This is a genomic window from Saccharothrix ecbatanensis (assembly GCF_014205015.1).
In the GTDB taxonomy this organism is placed as follows: Bacteria; Actinomycetota; Actinomycetes; order Mycobacteriales; family Pseudonocardiaceae; genus Actinosynnema; species Actinosynnema ecbatanense.
The window spans coordinates 6,296,011-6,314,619 of record NZ_JACHMO010000001.1 but is presented as its reverse complement, the minus strand read 5'-3'; the positions used below and the strand labels follow the sequence as shown (position 1 = coordinate 6,314,619).

The 18,609-nt window shown below is 70.1% G+C and carries 14 protein-coding genes; 7 read left to right on the top strand and 7 right to left on the bottom strand.

Annotated elements, in window-relative coordinates:
• Nucleotides 1-154: 154 nt before the first annotated feature.
• Entirely contained in the window at nucleotides 155-790 is a 636-nt protein-coding gene (locus F4560_RS26925) for a TetR/AcrR family transcriptional regulator (protein WP_184924388.1), read from the bottom strand.
• 671 nt (nucleotides 791-1,461) lie between these two features.
• Between F4560_RS26925 and F4560_RS26920 the strand changes: the two genes are divergently transcribed.
• The gene (locus F4560_RS26920; RefSeq protein WP_184924386.1) at nucleotides 1,462-1,920 is read left to right on the top strand and encodes an SRPBCC family protein; all 459 of its coding nucleotides are present in this window, start codon (nucleotides 1,462-1,464) and stop codon (nucleotides 1,918-1,920) included.
• Nucleotides 1,921-2,123: 203 nt separating this feature from the next.
• On the opposite strand, the gene F4560_RS26915 is transcribed toward F4560_RS26920, so the two are convergent.
• From F4560_RS26915 to F4560_RS26905, 3 genes are read right to left on the bottom strand one after another with little or no spacing between them, the layout of a single operon-like run.
• Nucleotides 2,124-2,384, bottom strand: coding sequence for a hypothetical protein (locus F4560_RS26915; protein WP_184924384.1), 261 nt, complete (start codon nucleotides 2,382-2,384; stop codon nucleotides 2,124-2,126).
• Between the two features lie 17 nt (nucleotides 2,385-2,401).
• Entirely contained in the window at nucleotides 2,402-3,559 is a 1,158-nt protein-coding gene (locus F4560_RS26910; RefSeq protein ID WP_246477888.1) for a substrate-binding domain-containing protein, read from the bottom strand.
• Entirely contained in the window at nucleotides 3,556-5,463 is a 1,908-nt protein-coding gene (locus tag F4560_RS26905; protein ID WP_184924382.1) for a heparinase II/III domain-containing protein, read from the bottom strand. The genes F4560_RS26910 and F4560_RS26905 overlap by 4 nt, the downstream gene beginning before the upstream one ends.
• A 130-nt stretch (nucleotides 5,464-5,593) precedes the next feature.
• On the opposite strand from F4560_RS26905, the gene F4560_RS26900 reads away from it, so the two are divergent.
• From F4560_RS26900 to F4560_RS26875, 6 genes are all read left to right on the top strand, one after another.
• Complete coding sequence (locus F4560_RS26900) at nucleotides 5,594-6,613, top strand: hydroxyacid dehydrogenase (protein WP_312869496.1); 1,020 nt, start codon at nucleotides 5,594-5,596, stop codon at nucleotides 6,611-6,613.
• Nucleotides 6,614-6,678: 65 nt separating this feature from the next.
• Entirely contained in the window at nucleotides 6,679-7,965 is a 1,287-nt protein-coding gene (locus F4560_RS26895) for an ABC transporter substrate-binding protein (protein ID WP_246477887.1), read from the top strand.
• A 57-nt stretch (nucleotides 7,966-8,022) separates the two neighbouring features.
• A complete protein-coding gene (locus F4560_RS26890; RefSeq protein WP_184929420.1) occupies nucleotides 8,023-8,946 on the top strand; it encodes a carbohydrate ABC transporter permease in 924 nt (307 codons plus the stop codon).
• Entirely contained in the window at nucleotides 8,946-9,842 is an 897-nt protein-coding gene (locus tag F4560_RS26885) for a carbohydrate ABC transporter permease (protein WP_184924380.1), read from the top strand. Before F4560_RS26890 ends, F4560_RS26885 begins: the two co-directional genes overlap by 1 nt.
• Nucleotides 9,843-9,847: 5 nt before the next feature.
• On the top strand, nucleotides 9,848-10,519 hold the full coding sequence (locus F4560_RS26880; protein WP_184924377.1) for a YesL family protein: 672 nt from the start codon (nucleotides 9,848-9,850) through the stop codon (nucleotides 10,517-10,519).
• 103 nt (nucleotides 10,520-10,622) lie between these two features.
• A complete protein-coding gene (locus tag F4560_RS26875; protein ID WP_184924375.1) occupies nucleotides 10,623-13,793 on the top strand; it encodes a glycoside hydrolase in 3,171 nt (1,056 codons plus the stop codon).
• A 51-nt stretch (nucleotides 13,794-13,844) separates the two neighbouring features.
• On the opposite strand, the gene F4560_RS26870 is transcribed toward F4560_RS26875, so the two are convergent.
• Genes F4560_RS26870 through rhaI form a run of 3 tightly spaced genes read right to left on the bottom strand, consistent with a single transcriptional unit; the run spans nucleotide 13,845 to nucleotide 18,530 of the window.
• Nucleotides 13,845-15,290, bottom strand: a complete 1,446-nt coding sequence (locus F4560_RS26870; RefSeq protein ID WP_184924373.1) for a rhamnulokinase — start codon at nucleotides 15,288-15,290, stop codon at nucleotides 13,845-13,847.
• On the bottom strand, nucleotides 15,290-17,329 hold the full coding sequence (locus F4560_RS26865) for a bifunctional aldolase/short-chain dehydrogenase (RefSeq protein WP_184924370.1): 2,040 nt from the start codon (nucleotides 17,327-17,329) through the stop codon (nucleotides 15,290-15,292). Before F4560_RS26865 ends, F4560_RS26870 begins: the two co-directional genes overlap by 1 nt.
• Before the next feature lie 40 nt (nucleotides 17,330-17,369).
• Nucleotides 17,370-18,530, bottom strand: a complete 1,161-nt coding sequence (gene rhaI / locus F4560_RS26860) for an L-rhamnose isomerase (RefSeq protein ID WP_184924368.1) — start codon at nucleotides 18,528-18,530, stop codon at nucleotides 17,370-17,372.
• Nucleotides 18,531-18,609: the final 79 nt, after the last annotated feature.

Here is an 18,609-nt window from a genome sequence, read left to right as displayed (position 1 = left end):
CCCAACTGAGACTGGTCAACGGCAGTTGTTTGATGGAGCCCCTGGGTGTCCTTGCTGCTCAGTCGAACACCTGTGGCTCTGGTGACGAGAGTGCGGCATCGATTGTTTCGTTCAGCGCGGGTAGATCATCGGTAAAGCGGAACTGGCGCGGAAATCACTCCGCTCGTTCCCCCATGAACGAGCCCAACCCGTTCCACACCAGCTCGTAGTTCAGTTCGACGATCGTTTCGGTCGAAATGTCCCGGTTGTCCCACCACCAGCTGGCGAGCGCGTTGCCCGACCCGGTGAGGTGCGCCGCGATCGCCAGGTTTGCGTCGGCGGCATCGACGCTACCGGGAATCCTGGTCGGCGGAAGCGTTTCGAGAAGTCTCGCCACCGCCTCGGTGGCCAGGCCGCGAACCTGTTGGTGCGCTTGGACCGCGGCCGGATCACGGGGGTTGTCCAGGAAGAGGATTCGCCAGCTTTCCTCGTTCTGGCGGATCCACGAGAAGAACGCCTTGCTGCTCTGCTTGAAGAGTTCGGAGGTGTCGGCTGTCGGCGGCCGGGCCGACCAGCTCACGATGAGCTTCTCGGCGTGGTGCTGGACGACCGCCAGGTAGAGGTCGATCTTGGAGCGGAAGTGGTCGTAGAGCACGGGAGTGGTCACCTTGGAGGCCTTGGCGATCTCCCGCATCGACGCCTGCTCGTACCCGTTCGCGGCGAGCACCTCGCTTGCCGCGGCCAGGATGACGGCTCGCCGTTCGCTGAACGACAGCCGGCCTTTTGGCTGGTCCGGACGTTTCCTCGACATTGGTCAACTACGCTAGGGCCGGAACTTAACGCCTGTCAAGTACAACCTGACGAGCGTTAACTTGAGCTGTCGGCCCGGCTCGAACGGGCCTGCCGCCGGCCGTGAAGTGGTGGGCCGGCCCGGGTCCGATGCCATGTGGACGATCGTCTCGTCGAATCCCGACCACCTCCCGGTCAGCGGAGAACATGCGTCTTGGATGGACTCTCCGGGGCTGAAGGGAGCCCGGCTCCACGGAACGTCGGGTAGACGCGCGGAAAGCCCGCCGAGTTCCCGCCGTTCGCCGGGAAGTGCGATCGCGCCCGGGACGCCGCCGGGACGCGGGCCCGCAGGCTCGGTGTCGATGCTTTTCGACACCAAGTCGACGGACCGGCCCACCGCGGCGCGCGGGCACGATGGGCGCGTCCGGCGACCCGGGTGCGTGCGGAGCATGTCGGGCACCCAACCACGCCGACGTGAACTCCTTGCGGCGCTTGGGTGACACTGCCGCGACCACCGTCTCCTCATCGGGGAACCGCGCCGCGTCCTCCGGGTCGTGGACGGCTCGGCACAGGCGACCGCGCCGGGCAGGATCACGTCGATCATCGGCAGTTGTTCCCCTCGGTGCGCTCGTTCGGGGCCAGTATGGTCAGCGCGGGGGACGGTTCGGTCGAGAAACTTTCGGGGGGAGTCGCATGGCGGCAGTGGGAGAGGCGACGACGGTCATCGCGTGTCCGGCCGAGGACATCCTGGCGTTCATCATGGACGTCGAGGCGTACAAGGCGGTCGACCCGCGGTTGCGGACGATCAAGTGGGTGCGCCGGACGGAGAACGAAACGGTGTTCCGGTTCCGGCCCGAACTGGCCGGCATGCCGGCGCCGCTGAGCACCCAGCGAGTCGTGTTGACGCCTGGGAAACGCGTGGACATCGTTCAGGCCCCGCATCCGATGAATCGGATGGCCGGCTTCCGGGGCCTCCTGGAGTGCACCCCGGACGGTGACGGCACGAGGGTCCGGCGGCGGCTGGAGTTCTGCTTCGCGCCGCCGATGAGTTGGCTCCTCGACGCCAGGGTCGAGCGCTGGCTGGCGGAGGACATCCCGGCCGAACTGGCCCGGCTCAAGGCCCATTTGGAGCAACGGTCGAACCCGTTGTGAGGCTTCGTGATTGCTACGGGATCCCGCAGCGCGCGAACTGTGTCGCCCTACGACCTGCCGGGTCGGACGCCGATCGCGCTACGTGTTCGCCTCGTCACACCGCAGCGTCCATTGTGGAGGATGTGGCGATCCGGTAGTGGGTCGGTCACGCAGCGGATCGAGGGTGAAGCCGACGCCGGCGGGGTAGCGCTGACCCGACCCGGTCAGTGACCGCCGGCGGCCATGGCGAACAGCATCAACGACAGCAGCAGCTGGAGCACCGCGACAGTGGTGCCGGCGACGGCTGTCCAGTCGAGCCGGTACTCCGTCTTGGTGGCCATGGACAGCGTTCCGCAGGCCACCGCGCCGAACGCCAGGACCACGCCACCCGCCGGCACCGGCCAGCTGAGCAGCCCGAGGCACAGCGAGAGCGGCCCCAGCCAGGCGTCCCTGCCAGGTCGGTCCTTGGCCGGGAATCGCCGCATCTCACCACTCGATTCTCTCAGGACGACGAGCGGACGATCAGCCGTGGTTCGATCACGATCCGGTGCGCGGGCCGATGGGGATCGGGGTCGCTCAGCCGGTCCACCAGCAGCGTCACGGCCGCCCGGCCGACGGCGGCCTTCGGCGGCCGTATCGCGGTCAACGGGGGGTCGGACAGCTCGGCGACCTCGTCGTCGTAGGTGACCAGCGCCAGGTCCTCCGGCACCCTGATGCCGCGCTCCTGGCACCGCTCGACCAGCGAGATCGCCTCCGGGTCCGAGTGGACGACCAGCGCCGTCGTGCCGGAGTCGACGCAGGAGTCCAGCAGGGCGTCGAGAGCGGCGGGCCACTCCGCGGCGGGCCGGTTCACGGTGTGCAGGTCCGGGGTGCCGTCGAGCGGGAGGCCGAGTTCTTCGCACGCTTCCCGCCAGCCGCGTCGGACGTGCGGGGACGTCGGGCTCAGGGCCGTGGTGCTCAGGCCGATGCGCCGGTGGCCGAGTTCGGCGAGGTGGCGCACGGCCATCGCGGCGCCGCGGGCGTGGTCGCTGACCACGGACTCGACCGCGCCGTGGTAGCTGTCGGTCGGGCTGCGCTCGATCAGCACGACCGGCACGTCGACCGAGCGCAGCCACCGCATCAGGGCCTCGCCCTCGTCGCCGGTGGTGGTCGGGGCGACCAGCAGGCCGTCGACGCCGACGGTCTCGATCAGCCTGGTGAGCTGTCGGCGTTCGTCGACGGCCTCGTAGGTGGCGCCGCGCAGCACGATCCGCACGTCGGCTTCGGCGGCGGCCTCGCGCACGCCCTTGATCACGTCCGGCCAGTAGTAGTCCAGCGACGGGACGACCATGCCGACGGTGAGCTGACCCGGGCGTTCGGCGGGCTGCCTGCGTTCGGCGACGGACGCGGCGCTGCCGTTCGGCTCCGCGGGATGGCCGTGGGGCGCCGAGTAGGTCGGAGCGTCGTCCGTGACGGCCGCGGTGACGGTGGCGCCGCCGCGGACCCGGCGGACCAGGCCCTGTTCGGCGAGCAGGGTGATGTCCCGGCGCACGGTGATCGCGGAGACCTCGAGCTCGTCCGCGAGGTCGTGCACCCGGACGGTGCCGCGCCGGCGCAGCAGCTCGATGACCTTGGCGCGTCGTTCCGAGGGCAGCATGGCGGACGGCTCCGACATCGTCATGCGCACACCTCCACCATGATCATGAGGCTACCCCGCGCCGGGTCGGGCAGGCGCAGTTCCAGCCGGGTCAGCTTCTCTCCCCACACAGTCCTGAGCAGCGGGTCGTCGAGTTCGCGCACGGTGAGCGCGGCCGACGCCAGGCTCGGATTCCAAGCGACCAGCGTAGCGCGCGCCCCCGACACCGGATGGACGACCAGTCGCCCCGGCCCGTCCCGCACGACGTCGCCGGCGAGCAGGTAGTGCAGCGTCGACCGGGAGTCGCCGTGGTCGGCGAAGTCCCAGGAGTCCTCGATCGTCACCCGTTGCCGGTCGCGGTGCAGGGTCGCGGTGCGCCACCACGATCGCAGCGCGGGCACGCGGTACGCGGGGGCGAGGTCCAGCCGGACCTGGAACCGGTCGGCGGTGTCCTCGACGGTGACGTCCCGGGCGCGGTGGTCGCGTCCGGTTCCCTGCGGTGTGCCGCGCACTTCGGGGACGTTGTGCCAACTGCTCTGCATGGTCCAGATGTCGTAGCGGTCGGCGCTGAACGTCTGCTTGGTGTAGGTGGGGCGGCCGGCGTCGACCAGCACGGGCACGCCGTCGATCGCCACGATCACGCTGCCTACGTCGTTGTGGTTGTGGTTCTCGTCGTTGTGGCCGCCCTTGATCACGAGGGTCGGTCCGGCGGTCGACCCGGCGGTGGCGCGGGCGAGGCCGACCTGGGTGCCCGGCAGCCAGACGCTGCCGACCAGCGGTTCGGCGGGGTGGTCGGGCAGCGGCGTGGCGAGATCACGCAGCGCGCGCCCCAGCTCGGCGGTGTCGGGGATCGCGGTGGACCGCTGGGCCGCCGCGTGGAGGGCGACGTCCCGGTCCCCGACGCGGCGGGCCCACTCCTGCGGCACGTGCCACGGCTGACCGCCGGAAGGCAGGGCGCGGGCGTCGGCGAGGTTGACGTACCAGGGGCCGCCGAGGTGCATCAGGCGCGGGAAGCGGACGGTTTCGCGCACCACCGGCACGTCGGCGGCGGTCAACCGGCCGCCGGTGGCGTGCTCCAGGAGGTCGAGCGCCTCCAGCGCGCGGCACGCGCCGTTCCACCAGTACTCGAAGCCCTCGTCCACCGACCCGTCCGGCGGGAGGGCGGCCAGGTAGCGGTCGATCGCGCGCACGGTGTCGGCCACGATCCGGGCGCGGTCGGCCGGGTCGTCCACCAGGCGCAGGGCCGCTACCAGGACGTTCCCGCAGATCCACGGGCACCAGTTGTGCACGTCGCCGTCGAGCCCGAGCCAGTGCCAGTCATGTCGGGACGTGAACGGGTCGAGCACGCGGACCCGGACTTCGCGGCGCACGCGGGCGCGCAGGCCAGGCCACCGGACGTCCAGGCGATCACCGAGAACGTGGTCGAGCCAGGCCAGTTGCGCGGCGACGACCCCGGCGCCGAGGTCCAGGTACGGGAGGTCCGGGTCGGGCACGACCGCGCCGCGCAAGCGGTGGTGCTCCTCGTGCGCGGGCCAGCACCAGGTGCTGCGCTCGCACAGCAGCAGGACGCCGTCGGCCACCTCGTCCAGCAGGTCGTCGTCCCGGCTGACGAGGGCGGCGAGGACGGCGCGGGTGAGGCGGTGGTCCAGGTCGAAAACCGGTGTCTCGTAATCGGTCCGGTCGCCGTCGCCGTCGCGGAAGAAGCGCGCGTACTGGGACGCGGTCGGCTGCGGCCACGGCGTGCCGCGTTCGGAGCGGGCCAGGTCGAGGACGGACGCCAACCTGGTCAGGGCGTTCGGCGGCCACCGCTCCGGGTCGGCGAACCCGGGCAGCGCGGTCGACGGCGGCAGCAGCACGTCCGCCAGCGCCGACGCCTCCGCTCGCGAACCCCAGGCAGCCCGCAGCGGACCCGCGACGGTCCGTTCGGCGCTCGACTCCGCGTTGATCATCTCGGCTCACCTTCGCTCGTGCACCTGGATGAAACTGATCGTAACTGAACGAAACAAGTCTTGACTTGAAAAACACGATCACACATGATCGGGCCACTCTTTCGAGCGTTCCGGCCGTAAAGGACTCCGCGTGACCCACGGACCACGACGACCACAGGCGCTGCTGGTGATGGAGCCGGAGCACTTCCAAGTGCAGTTCGGCCCCGCGCAGCTGGACCGGCTGGACCGGCTGGTCAGCCTCGCCGACCCGGTGTCGACGGCAGAGTTGGACTCACCGGCGGTGCGGCGCAGACTGCACGAGGTGGAGGTGCTGCTGACGTCGTGGGGCTGCCCGCCGCTCACCACGGAGCGGCTGGCCGCGGCCCCTGACCTGCGCGCCATCTTCCACGGCGCGGGCAGCGTGCGGTCGTTCGTGACCGACGAGGTGTGGCGGCGCGGCATCCTGGTCACCACGGCGGCCGACGAGAACGCCATCCCGGTGGCCGAGTTCACCGTGGCCGCCATCGTGTTCGCGGGTAAGAAGGCGCCGTTCCTCGCCCAGGACGCGCGCAAGCACCGTGACGACTGGTCCTACCTGGCGAAACGCGGCGAGTTGACCAACCGCGATCGCACGATCGGCGTGGCCGGGTTCTCCCGGGTCGGCCGCCGGGTGGTGGACCGGCTCCGCGAGATGGACGTGACGGTGCTGGTGTACGACCCGTACGTGGACCCGGTCGAGGTGACGGCGGCGGGTGGCCGGCTGGTCGGGCTGCCGGAGCTGCTGCGGGCCAGTGACGTGCTGTCGCTGCACGTGCCGGAGCTGGGCTCCACCCGCCACCTGATCGGGGCCGCCGAGCTGGCGATGCTGCGTGACGGCGCGACGGTGGTGAACACCGCGCGCGGTTCCGTGCTGGACACGGCGGCGCTGGAGCGGGAGTGCGCCACCGGCCGGCTCGACGCGATCCTGGACGTGACCGACCCGGAGCCGCTGCCGGCCGATTCGGTCCTCTACGACCTGCCCAACGTGATGATCACCCCGCACATCGCGGGCTCGCTGGGTTCGGAAACCAGGCGGATGAGCGACAGCGCGATCGACGAGCTGGAGCGCTACCTGTCCGGCCGCCCGCCTCGCGCCGCAGTCACCCCGGACACGTTCGGGAAGAGCGCGTGAATTGGCTCGACCGCGGCGCACCTGCCGCACCACCACGGAATGATGTTGGGAAAGGGACGGGATCGATGATGACTCCGAACAAGCCACGCGCAGGTCGGCGGGGCCGCGTCCGCGGGGCGCTGGTCGCGCTCACGGCGTTGTCGCTCGTGACGGCGGGCTGTGGTTCGGGTGACCCGGCCGACGAGAGCGGCCCGGTCACGTTGAGCGTGGCGGTGTGGAACCTGGACACCACGCCTGAGTTCAAGGCCATGTTCGATGCCTTCGAGGCGGCCAACCCCGAGGTGACGATCCAGCCGGTCGACATCCTGGCCCCGGACTACCCCACCAAGGTCACCACCATGCTCGCGGGCGGTGACACCACTGACGTGATCACCATGAAGAACGTCATCGACTACGCCCGGTACGCGGGCCGCGGTCAGTTGGCCGACGTCAGCGACCTGGTGAAGAACAAGGACGACCTGGCTGGGCTCGACGCCTTCGACCAGGAGGGCAAGTACTTCGCGCTGCCCTACCGCCAGGACTTCTGGCTGCTCTACTACAACAAGAAGATGTTCGACGAGGCTGGCGTCGCCTACCCGGAGAACATGACCTGGGACCAGTACGCCGAGACCGCCAAGAAGCTCACCAAGGAAGCGGACGGCAAGAAGGTCTACGGCACGTACCACCACGTCTGGCGGTCGGTCGTGCAGGCCACCTCGGCGGCGCAGAACGACGGCGACCAGATCACGGGCGACTTCGAGTTCTTCGCCGACCAGTACAGGATGGCGCTCGACCTCCAGAAGTCCGGCGCCGCGCTCGACTTCGGCAGCGCGAAGTCCCAGCAGGCCAACTACCGGACCATGTTCGAGACCGGCGCGGCGGCGATGCTGCCGATGGGCACCTGGTACACGGCGGGCATCCTGGCCGCCAAGAAGAAGGGCGACACCGCGGTCGAGTGGGGCATCGCGCCCATGCCGCAGCGCCCGGGCGCGTCCGGCGTCACCACGTTCGGCTCGCCGACCGCGTTCGCGGTGAACAAGAACGCCAAGCACACCGAGACCGCGCGGAAGTTCGTGGAGTTCGCGTCGGGCGTCGAAGGCGCGAAGGCGATCGCGAAGATCGGCGTCCTGCCCGCGTTGCAGACCGACGAGATCACCAAGCTGTACGCGTCGCTGGAGGGCATGCCGAGCGGCGAGCAGACCACCAAGGCCCTCGCCCCGGACAAGACCATGCTGGAGATGCCGGTCAGCGAGCACACCGCCGACGTGGACACGATCCTCAAGGAAGAGCACGAACTGATCATGGTCGGTGAGAAGTCGGTCGAGGACGGCATCCAGTCCATGCGCGACCGGGTCAAGAAGGTCATCGACTAGCCGGGCCCGACCTCGACGCCCGCCGACACCAGCACGAGGACGAGCATGGCCACTGCAATGACCAAGACGAAAGCGCCGCCCGCGCCGCCGCCACGAGGTCCGGAACAACGCCGCCGGACCCGGCGCAACACCCTCATCGGCTGGAGTTTCATCTTCCCGAACTTCCTCGGGTTCGCCCTGTTCACCCTTGTGCCGGTGATCGCGGCGTTCGTCCTGGCGTTCATGGAGTGGGACTCCTACCGCGCGCCGGAGTGGATCGGCCTCGACAACTTCGCCGAGATGCTGGAGGACGAGAACTTCCGGGTCGCGCTGGGCAACACGCTGTACTACGCGGCGGGGCACATCCCGCTGACCATGCTCGCCGCGCTCGGGCTGGCGATCGTGCTCAACCGGAAGATTCGCGGTGTGGCCTTCTTCCGCACCGCGGCCTTCTTCCCCTACGTCACGTCGTTGGTCGCCGTGGCCGTGGTGTGGAACATGCTGTTCAACCCCACCATGGGCCCGGTGAACCAGTTCCTCGGCGCGATCGGCGTCAGCGACCCGCCGGGCTGGGTGGCGAGCACCGACTGGGCGATGCCCGCGGTGATCATCACCAGCGTGTGGCGGGACATGGGGTACTACATGGTGCTCTACCTGGCCGGCCTCCAGTCGATCCCGGAGGAGTACTACGAGGCGGCACGGGTGGACGGCGCGAACGCGTGGCACCGGTTCTGGCACATCACCCTGCCGTCGCTGCGGCCGACCACGTTCTTCGTGCTGGTCATGCTGACGGTCCAGAGCTTCAAGGTGCTGGACCTCATCGTCGTCATGACCGACGGCGGACCCGGGCGGAGCACGCTGGTGCTCTCCCAGCTCGTGTACCGCGAGGGCATCACCGAAGGCCACTTCGGCTACTCGTCGGCGATAGCGTTGGTGCTGTTCGTCATCGTGCTCGGCGTGACCGTCCTCCAGTTCCGCCTCAACGAGCGGAGGAACGGCTGATGACCACGTTGCACCAAGTGCCGCCGACCTCGCCGCCACTCGACCCGCCACCTCCGGCCAAGACCCGCAACCTCGCGTGGCGGATCACCCGACCGGTGCTCACCTACACCGCCATGGTCGTGGTGGCACTGCTCGTGCTCGTCCCGTTCGCGTGGATGCTCTCCTCGTCGCTCAAGCGCAACAACGAGGTGTTCACGGTCCCGATCCAGTGGATCCCGGACGAACTCCGCTGGTCGAACTTCGTGGACATCTGGGACCGCATCCCGCTGGCCGCCTACCTCGGCAACTCGCTGTTCCTCTCGGTGACGATCACGCTGTTGCAGGTGCTCACCGGCAGCTTCGCCGCGTACGGGTTCGCCAAGGTGCGGTTCCCCGGCCGGAACGCGTTGTTCCTGATGTACATCGCCACGATCGCCGTGCCGTGGCAGGCGTACATGGTGCCGCAGTACATCATGATGCAGAAGATGGAACTGACGAACACGTACTGGTCGATCATCCTGTTGCAGGCGTTCGGCGCGTTCGGCGTGTTCCTGATGCGGCAGTACTACATGTCGATCCCGGACGAGTTGTGCGAGGCCGCGCGCATCGACGGGTTGAACGAGTACGGGATCTACTGGCGGATCATCCTGCCGCTGTCGAAACCGGCGCTCGCCAGCCTGGCGCTGCTCACGTTCGTCACCACCTGGAACGACTACATGGGTCCGTTCATCTACCTGACCAGCAACGAACTGTGGACCGTGCAGCTTGGTCTGCGCTCGTTCGTCGGCCAGTACGACGCCGAGTACGCCATGATCATGACCGGTGCGGTGTTGTCGGTGCTGCCGATCCTGCTGCTCTTCTTGTTGGGGCAGCGGTACTTCATCCGCGGTATCGCGACGACCGGGCTCAAGGGGTGAGCGCGGTGGCCGTGCGACTGCTGCGTCCCGCCGCCCAGGAGACCTACGACAAGGTCTTCGGGATGGTGTACGTCGGGCTGATGGCCAACGTGCTGCTGGCGGTGGGCTGTTCGCCGTTGCTGCTGGCGCTGGCCGTCGTACGGGATCCGCTCGCGTCGTGGCCGTTCTTCGTCGTGCTGTCGGGGTTCTGCGCACCCGCGTTGGCCGGGGTGTTCGGTTGTTTCGCGGCTCTGGGCGACGGTCCGCCGACGGTGTGGCGACCGTTCGTCACGGCCTACCGGCGTGCTGCCGGGCGTGCCGTGGCGGTGTGGTTCGGCGGTGCCGCGGTGGTGGCGGTGTTGGGTTTCGACGCCGTCGTGGTGGCCCGCACCTCGTGGGGACCGGCGCTGGTGCCGTTCTTCGTGACGGCGTCCGTGCTGGTCGTGGCCACGGTGATCGCGGTTGTCCTGGTGCTTGCCACTTCGGACACAGCGCGGGTGCGCGCACTTCTTTGGCCGTGCCTGTGGCTGGTGGCACGACGCTGGTACCTCGGTCTGGCGAACGTGGTCGTGCTCGGGCTCGCCGTGGCGATCGTGCTGGCCCAGCCGCTGGTGGGTCTGCTGGTGGCGTGCGCGCCGCTGCTTTACGTGGTGTACGGCAACACGCGTGCGATCACCGCGCGCCTGTCCGTTCAGTAGGTCCGTGATGTAAGCAGTCGTGGGGAGCGCTTTTCCGTAGCGGGAAAGCGCTTTCCACGACGTCCCCGCAGGGCCGTCCGTTCTGAAGAGGAGATCAACGACGATGAGACTTCGCAGAACACCCGTCAGGCTCGCCCGCCTGGGTCTGGCCGCCGTGCTGGCGGGTGGCGCCTTGGCCGCCGCCGGGCCTCCGGCTGCGATTGCCCAGGCAGGGGAGGTGCAGTCGGTCACGGTCCGGCCCGACCCGTCCTACCAGCAGGCCGCGTTCGAGGGCTGGGGCACGAGCCTGGTCTGGTTCGCCAACGCCACCGGCGGCTACCCCGACGAGGTCCGCAACCGGCTGGCGGACCTGCTGTTCGGCGAGGACGGGCTGCGGCTCAACATCGCCCGCTACAACATCGGCGGCGGCAACGCGCCGGACGTCCGCAAGGACTACATGAAGGCCGGCGCGACGATGGAGGGCTTCTGGAACGCGCCGGAGGGCACCACGCGCGAGGACATGGACTGGTGGGACCCGGACAACCCGGAGCACTGGGACTGGGACGCCGACGCCAACCAGCGGTGGTGGGTCGACCGGATCAAGGACAAGGTCGACACCTGGGAGGCGTTCAGCAACTCGCCGCCGTGGTTCCAGACGGTCAGCGGGTACGTGTCCGGCGGGTTCAACGCCAGTGCCGACCAGATCCGCCCGGACAAGGTGGACGAGTTCGCCACGTACCTGGTCCGGGTGTCCGAGCACATCGAGCGCGAGCACGGCATCGAGTTCGACCTCGTCGAGCCGCTGAACGAGCCGAACACCCCGTACTGGGGCACGCAGCTCGGTCCGGACGGCCAGCCCACCGGCGGTCGTCAGGAAGGCGCGCACGCCGGTCCGGCCCTCCAGCAGAGCGTGGTCCTCGCGCTCCAGCGGGCGTTGAGCCAGTCCCAGCTCGGCGCGCGCCTGTCCGCGATGGACGAGACCGACTCCGGCCGGTTCCGGACCAACTGGAACGGCTACAACGCCGACACGCGCGCGGCGATCGACCAGCTCAACGTGCACACGTACGGCACCGGTGACCGGACGTCGTCGCGGGACATCGCCAAGGGCGCCGACAAGCCGCTGTGGATGAGCGAGGTGGACGGCACCTGGGGCAACCGCCACAGCTTCACCGACATGGACCCGGGGCTCGGCATCGCCGAGCGGATCGTGGCCGACATGCGCGAGCTGGAGCCGTCCGCGTGGCTGCTGTGGCAGGCCATCGAGGACTACAACCCGCAGTTCGCGGCGGGCAAGAACTGGGGCGCCGTCCAGGTCCCGTTCGACTGCGCGCCCGACGCCACGCTGGAGACGTGCCCGGTCGGCACGAACACGAAGTTCAACACGATCCGGAACTTCACCCACTTCGTCCGCCCCGGTGACCGCGTGGTCAAGGTGGACGACACGTCCAGCATGGCCGCTGTGTCCGCCTCCGGTGACGCCGCAACGGTCGTGCACGTCAACAGCACGGACCGGCAGCGCGCTGTGAAGCTGGACCTGTCGCGGTTCGGTGTGGTGCTGCCGCACGCGACCGTGACGCCTGTGGTGTCCGACGTCAACGGTGCTCTGGTGCGCGGCACGCCGGTGCGGGTCGGCGACGACCGTTCGGCCACGCTGACCGTGCCCTCCAAGTCGGTGACGACGTTCGTGGTCGACGGGGTCAAGGGCGTGTCGAAGGACGCGGCGCTGGTGCAGGAAGGCCACGTCTACGGCCTGACCGGCGTGCACAGCGGCAAGGCCCTGGCACCGGCGGCCGACGGCGGCTCGACCGTGATCCGGACGGCCGACCAGTCCGACGCGGGCGCGTTGTGGCGGGTCGAGAAGGTCACCGAGGGCGTCGGCAACCGTGAGCGCTACACGGTGTCGCACGCGGTGAGCGGGCAACGGTTGGCGGATCGCGGGAGCGGTCTCGTGCTCGAACCGGCGGGGGAAGCCGACCCGGCCGCGCAGTGGATCATGTCCACGACCGGTGACGGCACCTACACGTTCGTCAACGCCGCCACCGGACGACTGCCCGACGTGACCGGCCAAGCCACCGCGGACGGTTCACCGGTGGGCCTCTTCACGCCGTCCTCCGGCGCGAACCAGCGGTGGACCGTGGTGGACCGGACCGTGCTGGGCGCGCAGGACGCGGCGGTCTTCACCGTGCCGGGTCGGACGCCCGAACTGCCGTCCACCGTGCCCGCGAAGCTCCGTGACGGCGCGGGTGGCGCGCTGCCCGTCCAGTGGGAGCCGATGCCGGTGTCGCGGTGGTCCCGACCGGGGACCGTGCGGGTGCCGGGCACCGCGACCGATCCGCTCGGGCGGACCTTCCACACTACGGCGGTCGTCACGGTGGACACCATCGCGTCGACGCAGCCCGCACGGGCGAAGGCGTACGTCGGCGGCACGCCTTCCTTGCCTGCCACCGTGATCGGTGTGGGTACGAACGGCGGAACCACCGAGCTGCGGGTGACGTGGCAGGCGATGCCGACGACCACCGAGCCGGGCGTGGTGACCGTCCAAGGCACGGCAAGTGTGGTCGACGGTTCCACGGTGCCCGCGACGGCACGGGTGCAGGTCACCCGGCCGGTCGAGACCAACGCGGCGCTGGAAGACGGCGTGCGGGCCTCGTCCACCTACACCGAGTCCGGCTACTCCCCGGACCGGCTGCGCAACGGCGTCACGAACGACAAGGCGTGGTCCAACTGGAGGTCGGGCACGAAGAACCCGTCCGACACGCTGACCTACCAACTGCCGGGCGCACGGGATGTCAACCGCGTCGTCGTGCACTTCTACCGCGACGGGTCGACCGCGAGCTACGCGCAGTCGCTCCGGGTGCAGGTGCGGGACGCCGGCGGCACGTGGGTCGACGCGAGTGACGTGGTGCCGGTCGTCGGCGACGGCGCGCCCGCGCCCGTGGTGGAGGTGCCTCTGCGGGCATCGGCCACCGACGCGGTCCGGGTCGTGTTCACCGCACGGCCGTCGCTGTACATGACGATCAGCGAGATCGAGGTGTTCACCAAGGCTCCCGGGCAGTCGGCGGAAGCGTCGGCGGCTCAGCTCGCGGTGGACGGCACGCCGGTCGCGGGCTTCGACCCGGGCACCACGGCGTACCAGGTCGACGCACGGCGGGGTGAGGTGACCGCGGTCGCGGCCGACCCGTACGCGAAGGTGGCGGTCGACCAGGCCGACCACTCCGACCCGACCGCGAAGGTCACCGTGACCAGCGAGGACGGGACCGCGCAACGGGAGTACACGGTCCGCTTCAAGGGCTGATGGATCGAGGTGGTGCGGCCGGACGGTTCCACGGCCGCACCACCCCGTCGTTCAGGCCGCTCCGGACTCGCGTGCGGTCAGGCGCTCTTCCGCCGCCCGCCAGGCCGACGGGTCGCCGTTCGGCTCGTACCGGACCAGTTCGGTCGACTCACGCACCAGCGCCCGCAGCTCGGGCAGACCGCCGGTGACCACGCCCAGCGCTCGTGCCTGGACCAGCGCGTTGCCGTACGCCGCGGCCTCGACCGGTCCGGCGATCACCGGCAGCCCGCACGCGTCCGCGGTGAGCTGACACAGCAAGCGATTGCGCGCACCGCCGCCCACGACGTGCACGACATCCACGTGCTGGCCAGACAGGTCGGAGGCCTGGCGGACCGCACGGCGGTGGGCCAGGGCCAGGCTGTCCAGCACACACCGCACCAGCGCGGCGGGCGTGCCCGGTGCGGGTTGACCGGTCCGGGTGCAAGCAGCGGCGATCCGGGCCGGCATGTCGCCGGGCGGGATGAACGCCGGATCGCCCGCGTCCACCACGGCCGTCAAGCCCGGTTCTCCCGCGGCGGCGTCCAGCAGGCCCGTCAGGTCGGGATCGCCCCACTCGCGCAGGCACTCCTGCAACAGCCACAGGCCCATCACGTTGCGCAGGTAGCGCACCGTGCCGTCGACGCCGAGCTCGTTGGAGAAGTTGGCCTGGCGACCGGCTTCGGTGAGCACCGGGGCGTCCAGCTCGACCCCGACCAGCGACCACGTGCCGGTGGCGACGTAGGCGAAGTTCCGCGTGGTCGCCGGTACTCCGACGACGGCGGACGCGGTGTCGTGCGACCCGACCGCCACCACCGGGACGGAACCGGCCCCCACGTGCGGCAGGAGTTCGCCGATCACCGTGCCGGGCTCGACCAAGGGCGCGAACAGCCCTTCGGCGATACCCAGGCCGGACATCAACTCCGTGGACCACGTGCGGGTGCGGGCGTCGAGCAGACCCGTGGTGGAGGCGTTGGTGACCTCCGTGACGCGTGCCCCGGTGAGCCAGTGCCCGAGCAGGTCGGGGATCAACAACAGCTGCCGTGCCGCCGCCAGTTGCGGTGTGCCCTGCGCGGCGGCGAGTTGGTAGATGGTGTTGAACGGCAACACTTGCAGCCCGGTGACGCCGTACAGGTCGGCCGCCGGGACGCGGGCGTGGACGGCGTCGGGGACTCCGTCGGTGCGCGCGTCCCGGTAGTGCACGGGGTTGCCGAGCAACGCCCCGGTGGCGTCCAACAGGCCGTAGTCGACGGCCCAGGAGTCGATGCCGACCGAGTCCAGTCGCGGTCCGGCGGCCCGCAGACCGTCGAGCACGCCTTGGTAGAGCGCGAGCACGTCCCAGTGCAGGGTGTCGCCGAGCCGCACCGGCCCGTTGGGGAACCGGTGCGCCTCGGCGAAGTCCACCCGGTCGGCCGCGATGTCGAACGCCATCACGCGCCCGCTGGACGCGCCCAGGTCGACGGCCGCGATCCGCACGCCCATCAGCGCAGGAAGGCGGCGGCGACGCCGGAGTCGACCGGGATGTGCAGCCCGGTGGTCTGGGAGAGATCACCGCCGGCGAGCGCGAAGACGGCGGCGGCGACGTGCTCGGGCAGCACCTCGCGGCCGAGTAGCGTGCGCTTGGCGTAGTAGGCGCCCAAGTCCTCCTCCTTGACCCCGTACACGGCGGCGCGCTGGGCGCCCCACCCGCCGGCGAAGATGCCCGAACCACGCACCACGCCGTCGGGGTTGACGCCGTTGACCCGGATGCCCTGCGGCCCGAGTTCGGCGGCCAGCAGCCGCACCTGGTGGGCCTGGTCTGCCTTGGTCGCGCCGTAGGCGACGTTGTTGGGTCCGGCGAACACGCCGTTCTTCGACGAGATGTAGATGATGTCGCCGCCGATGCCCTGCTCGACCATCACGCGTGCGGCGGCCCGTGACACCAGGAACGACCCGCGCGCCATCACGTCGTGCTGGAGGTCCCAGTCGCGCACGGTGGTCTCCAGCAGCGGCTTGGAGATCGACAGCCCGGCGTTGTTCACGATCAGGTCGACCCCGCCGAACGCGAGCACCGCCTCCGCGAACGCCCGCTCGACGGCTGCTTCATCCGACACGTCCGCGGCCACGCCGATCGCGGTGTCGGCGCTGCCGATCCCGGCGGCGACGGCGGAGGCCTTCTCCCCGTCGAGGTCGGCGACGACCACGCACGCGCCCTCGGCGGCCAGCCGTTCGGCGATGGCCTTGCCGATGCCGGACGCCGCGCCGGTGACCAGGGCGACGCGGGTCGCCAACGGCTTGGGCTTGGGCATCCGGGCCAGCTTGGCCTCTTCGAGCGCCCAGTACTCGATCCGGAACTTCTCCGACTCGGCGATCGGCCGGTACGTCGACACGGACTCCGCGCCGCGCATGACGTTGATGGCGTTGACGTAGAACTCGCCCGCCACCCGCGCGGTCTGCTTGTTGCGGCCGAAGGAGAACATGCCCACGCCGGGCACGAGCACGATCGCCGGGTCCGCGCCGCGCATCGCCGGGGAGTCCGGGGTGGCGTGCCGCTCGTAGTACGCGCGGTAGTCGTCCCGATAGGCCGCGTGCAGCTCCTTGAGCCGGGCGGTGATCTCCTCGACGCTCGCGGTGGCGGGCAGGTCGACCACGAGCGGCTTGACCTTGGTGCGCAGGAAGTGGTCGGGGCACGAGGTGCCCAGCTCGGCCAGCGGGGACAGCTTCTCCCGGGCCAGGAAGTCCAGCACGACGTCGGCGTCGGTGTAGTGCCCGACCTGCGGGTGGTCGGTCGACGCAAGCCCTCGCACGGTCGGGAAGATCGCCGCCGCCTTGGCCCGGCGCTCGTCCTCGGGCAGCGGCTCGTTCCCGGGAACGATCGCGCCGAACGGCTCCGCGACACCGTGTTCGGCCAGGAACTCCTCGGCCGTCCGGATGATCTCCAACGAGTGCGCCTCGCACTCCTCGGACGTGTCGCCCCACGCGGTGATCCCGTGCCCGCCCAGCACACAGCCGATGGCCTGCGGGTTCGCCGCCTTGATCGCCGCGATGTCCAGGCCGAGCTGGAAGCCGGGGCGACGCCAGTCCACCCACGCCACCCGGTCGCCGAAGCACTGACCGGTCAGCTTCTCGCCGTCGGCGGCGGTGGCCAGCGCGATGCCCGAGTCGGGGTGCAGGTGGTCCACGTGCGGCGCGTCGACCAGGCCGTGCATCGCGGTGTCGATCGACGGCGCCGCGCCGCCCTTGCCGTGCAGGCAGTAGTCGAACGCGGCGACCATCTCGTCCTCGCGGTCGACGCCGGGGTAGACGTCCACCAGCGCGCGCAGCCGGTCCAGCCGCAGCACGGCCAGGCCGGCGGGGGTGAGCGTGCCGAGGTCGCCGCCCGAGCCCTTCACCCACATCAGCTCGACCTGGTCGCCGGTGACCGGGTCGGTCCCGTCGCCCTTGGCGGACGTGTTGCCGCCGGCGTAGTTGGTGTTGCGCGGGTCGGCGCCCAGCCGGTTCGAGCGGGCGACCAGCGACGCCACGGTCGGGTTGTCGGTCATGTTGGAGAAGCTCCTCGGGGACGAGCGGTGGCGAGGGGGATCAGGTCCAGGCGGCCTGCGTGCCGCCGATGCGCCCGGCGGCGATCTCGGCGGCGTAGCCGGAGGCGCGGTAGGCGGCCATCGGGTCACGCGGCAGCCCGCGGGCCTCGCGGCGGTCGGCGAGCGCGCCGCGGACGTCGGTGTGGAAGGCGTCCATCAGCACGTCGTGCGCGCCGATCACGTCGCCGGCTTCCTCCGCCGAGGTCAGCGCGTCCGTGTCCACGAGCAGAGCCTTGGCCAGTGCCTGCTCGACGTTGAGGACCGATCGGATCTGGCCCGCGATCTTGTCCTCGATGTTGTGGCACTGGTCGAGCATGAAGTTCACCCCGGACTCCGGCAGGTGCCCGCCCACCGAGGCGATCTCCGCCATGATCCGGAACAGCTGGAACGGGTCCGCGGAGCCGACGATCAGGTCGTCGTCGGCGTAGTAGCGGGAGTTGAAGTCGAACGCGCCCAGCCGGCCCGCCCGCAGCAGCTGCATGACGATGAACTCGATGTTGGTGCCCGGCGCGTGGTGACCGGTGTCCAGCACGACCTGCGCCCGGTCGCCCAGCGCTTGGCAGTGCAGCAGCGCGGTGCCCCAGTCCGGGATGTCCATGGCGTAGAAGTACGGCTCGAAGAACTTGTACTCGACCAGCAGCCGGTGGTGCGGCTCCAGCGCCGCGTAGATCTGCGTGAGCGAGTCGGCCAGTCGGTCCTGCCGGGCCCGCAACGACGCCTGCCCCGCGTAGTTCGTGCCGTCCGGCAGCCACAGCTTCAGGTCCGTCGACCCGGTCTTCGCCATGATGTCGACGCACTCGAGGTGGTGCTCGACGGCCTTGGCGCGCACTTTCGGATCGGTGTGCGTCAGGGAGCCGAACTTGTAGTCGTCGTCCTGGAACAGGTTCGAGTTGATCGCCCCGATCCGGACGCCGTGCTCCTCGGCGTGCGCTGCCAGCGCCCCGTAGTCCTCGACCCGGTCCCACGGGATGTGGAGGGACACGCGCGGCGCCAACCCGGTCAGCGCGTGCACGCGCGCGGCGTCCGCGATCTTCTCGAACGGGTCCCGCGGGGTGCCCGGCGTGCTGAACACCTTGAACCGGGTGCCGGAATTCCCGTACGCCCAGCTCGGCACCTCGATGGTGAACCCGTCGAGACCCGACAGCACCTCCTGTGGGGACATCACACGTCGTTCCTCTCGACAGCTGGGTCAACCGGCAGCACCGACGTTAGCCCACTTTGGAACGTTTCACAACGGTCCT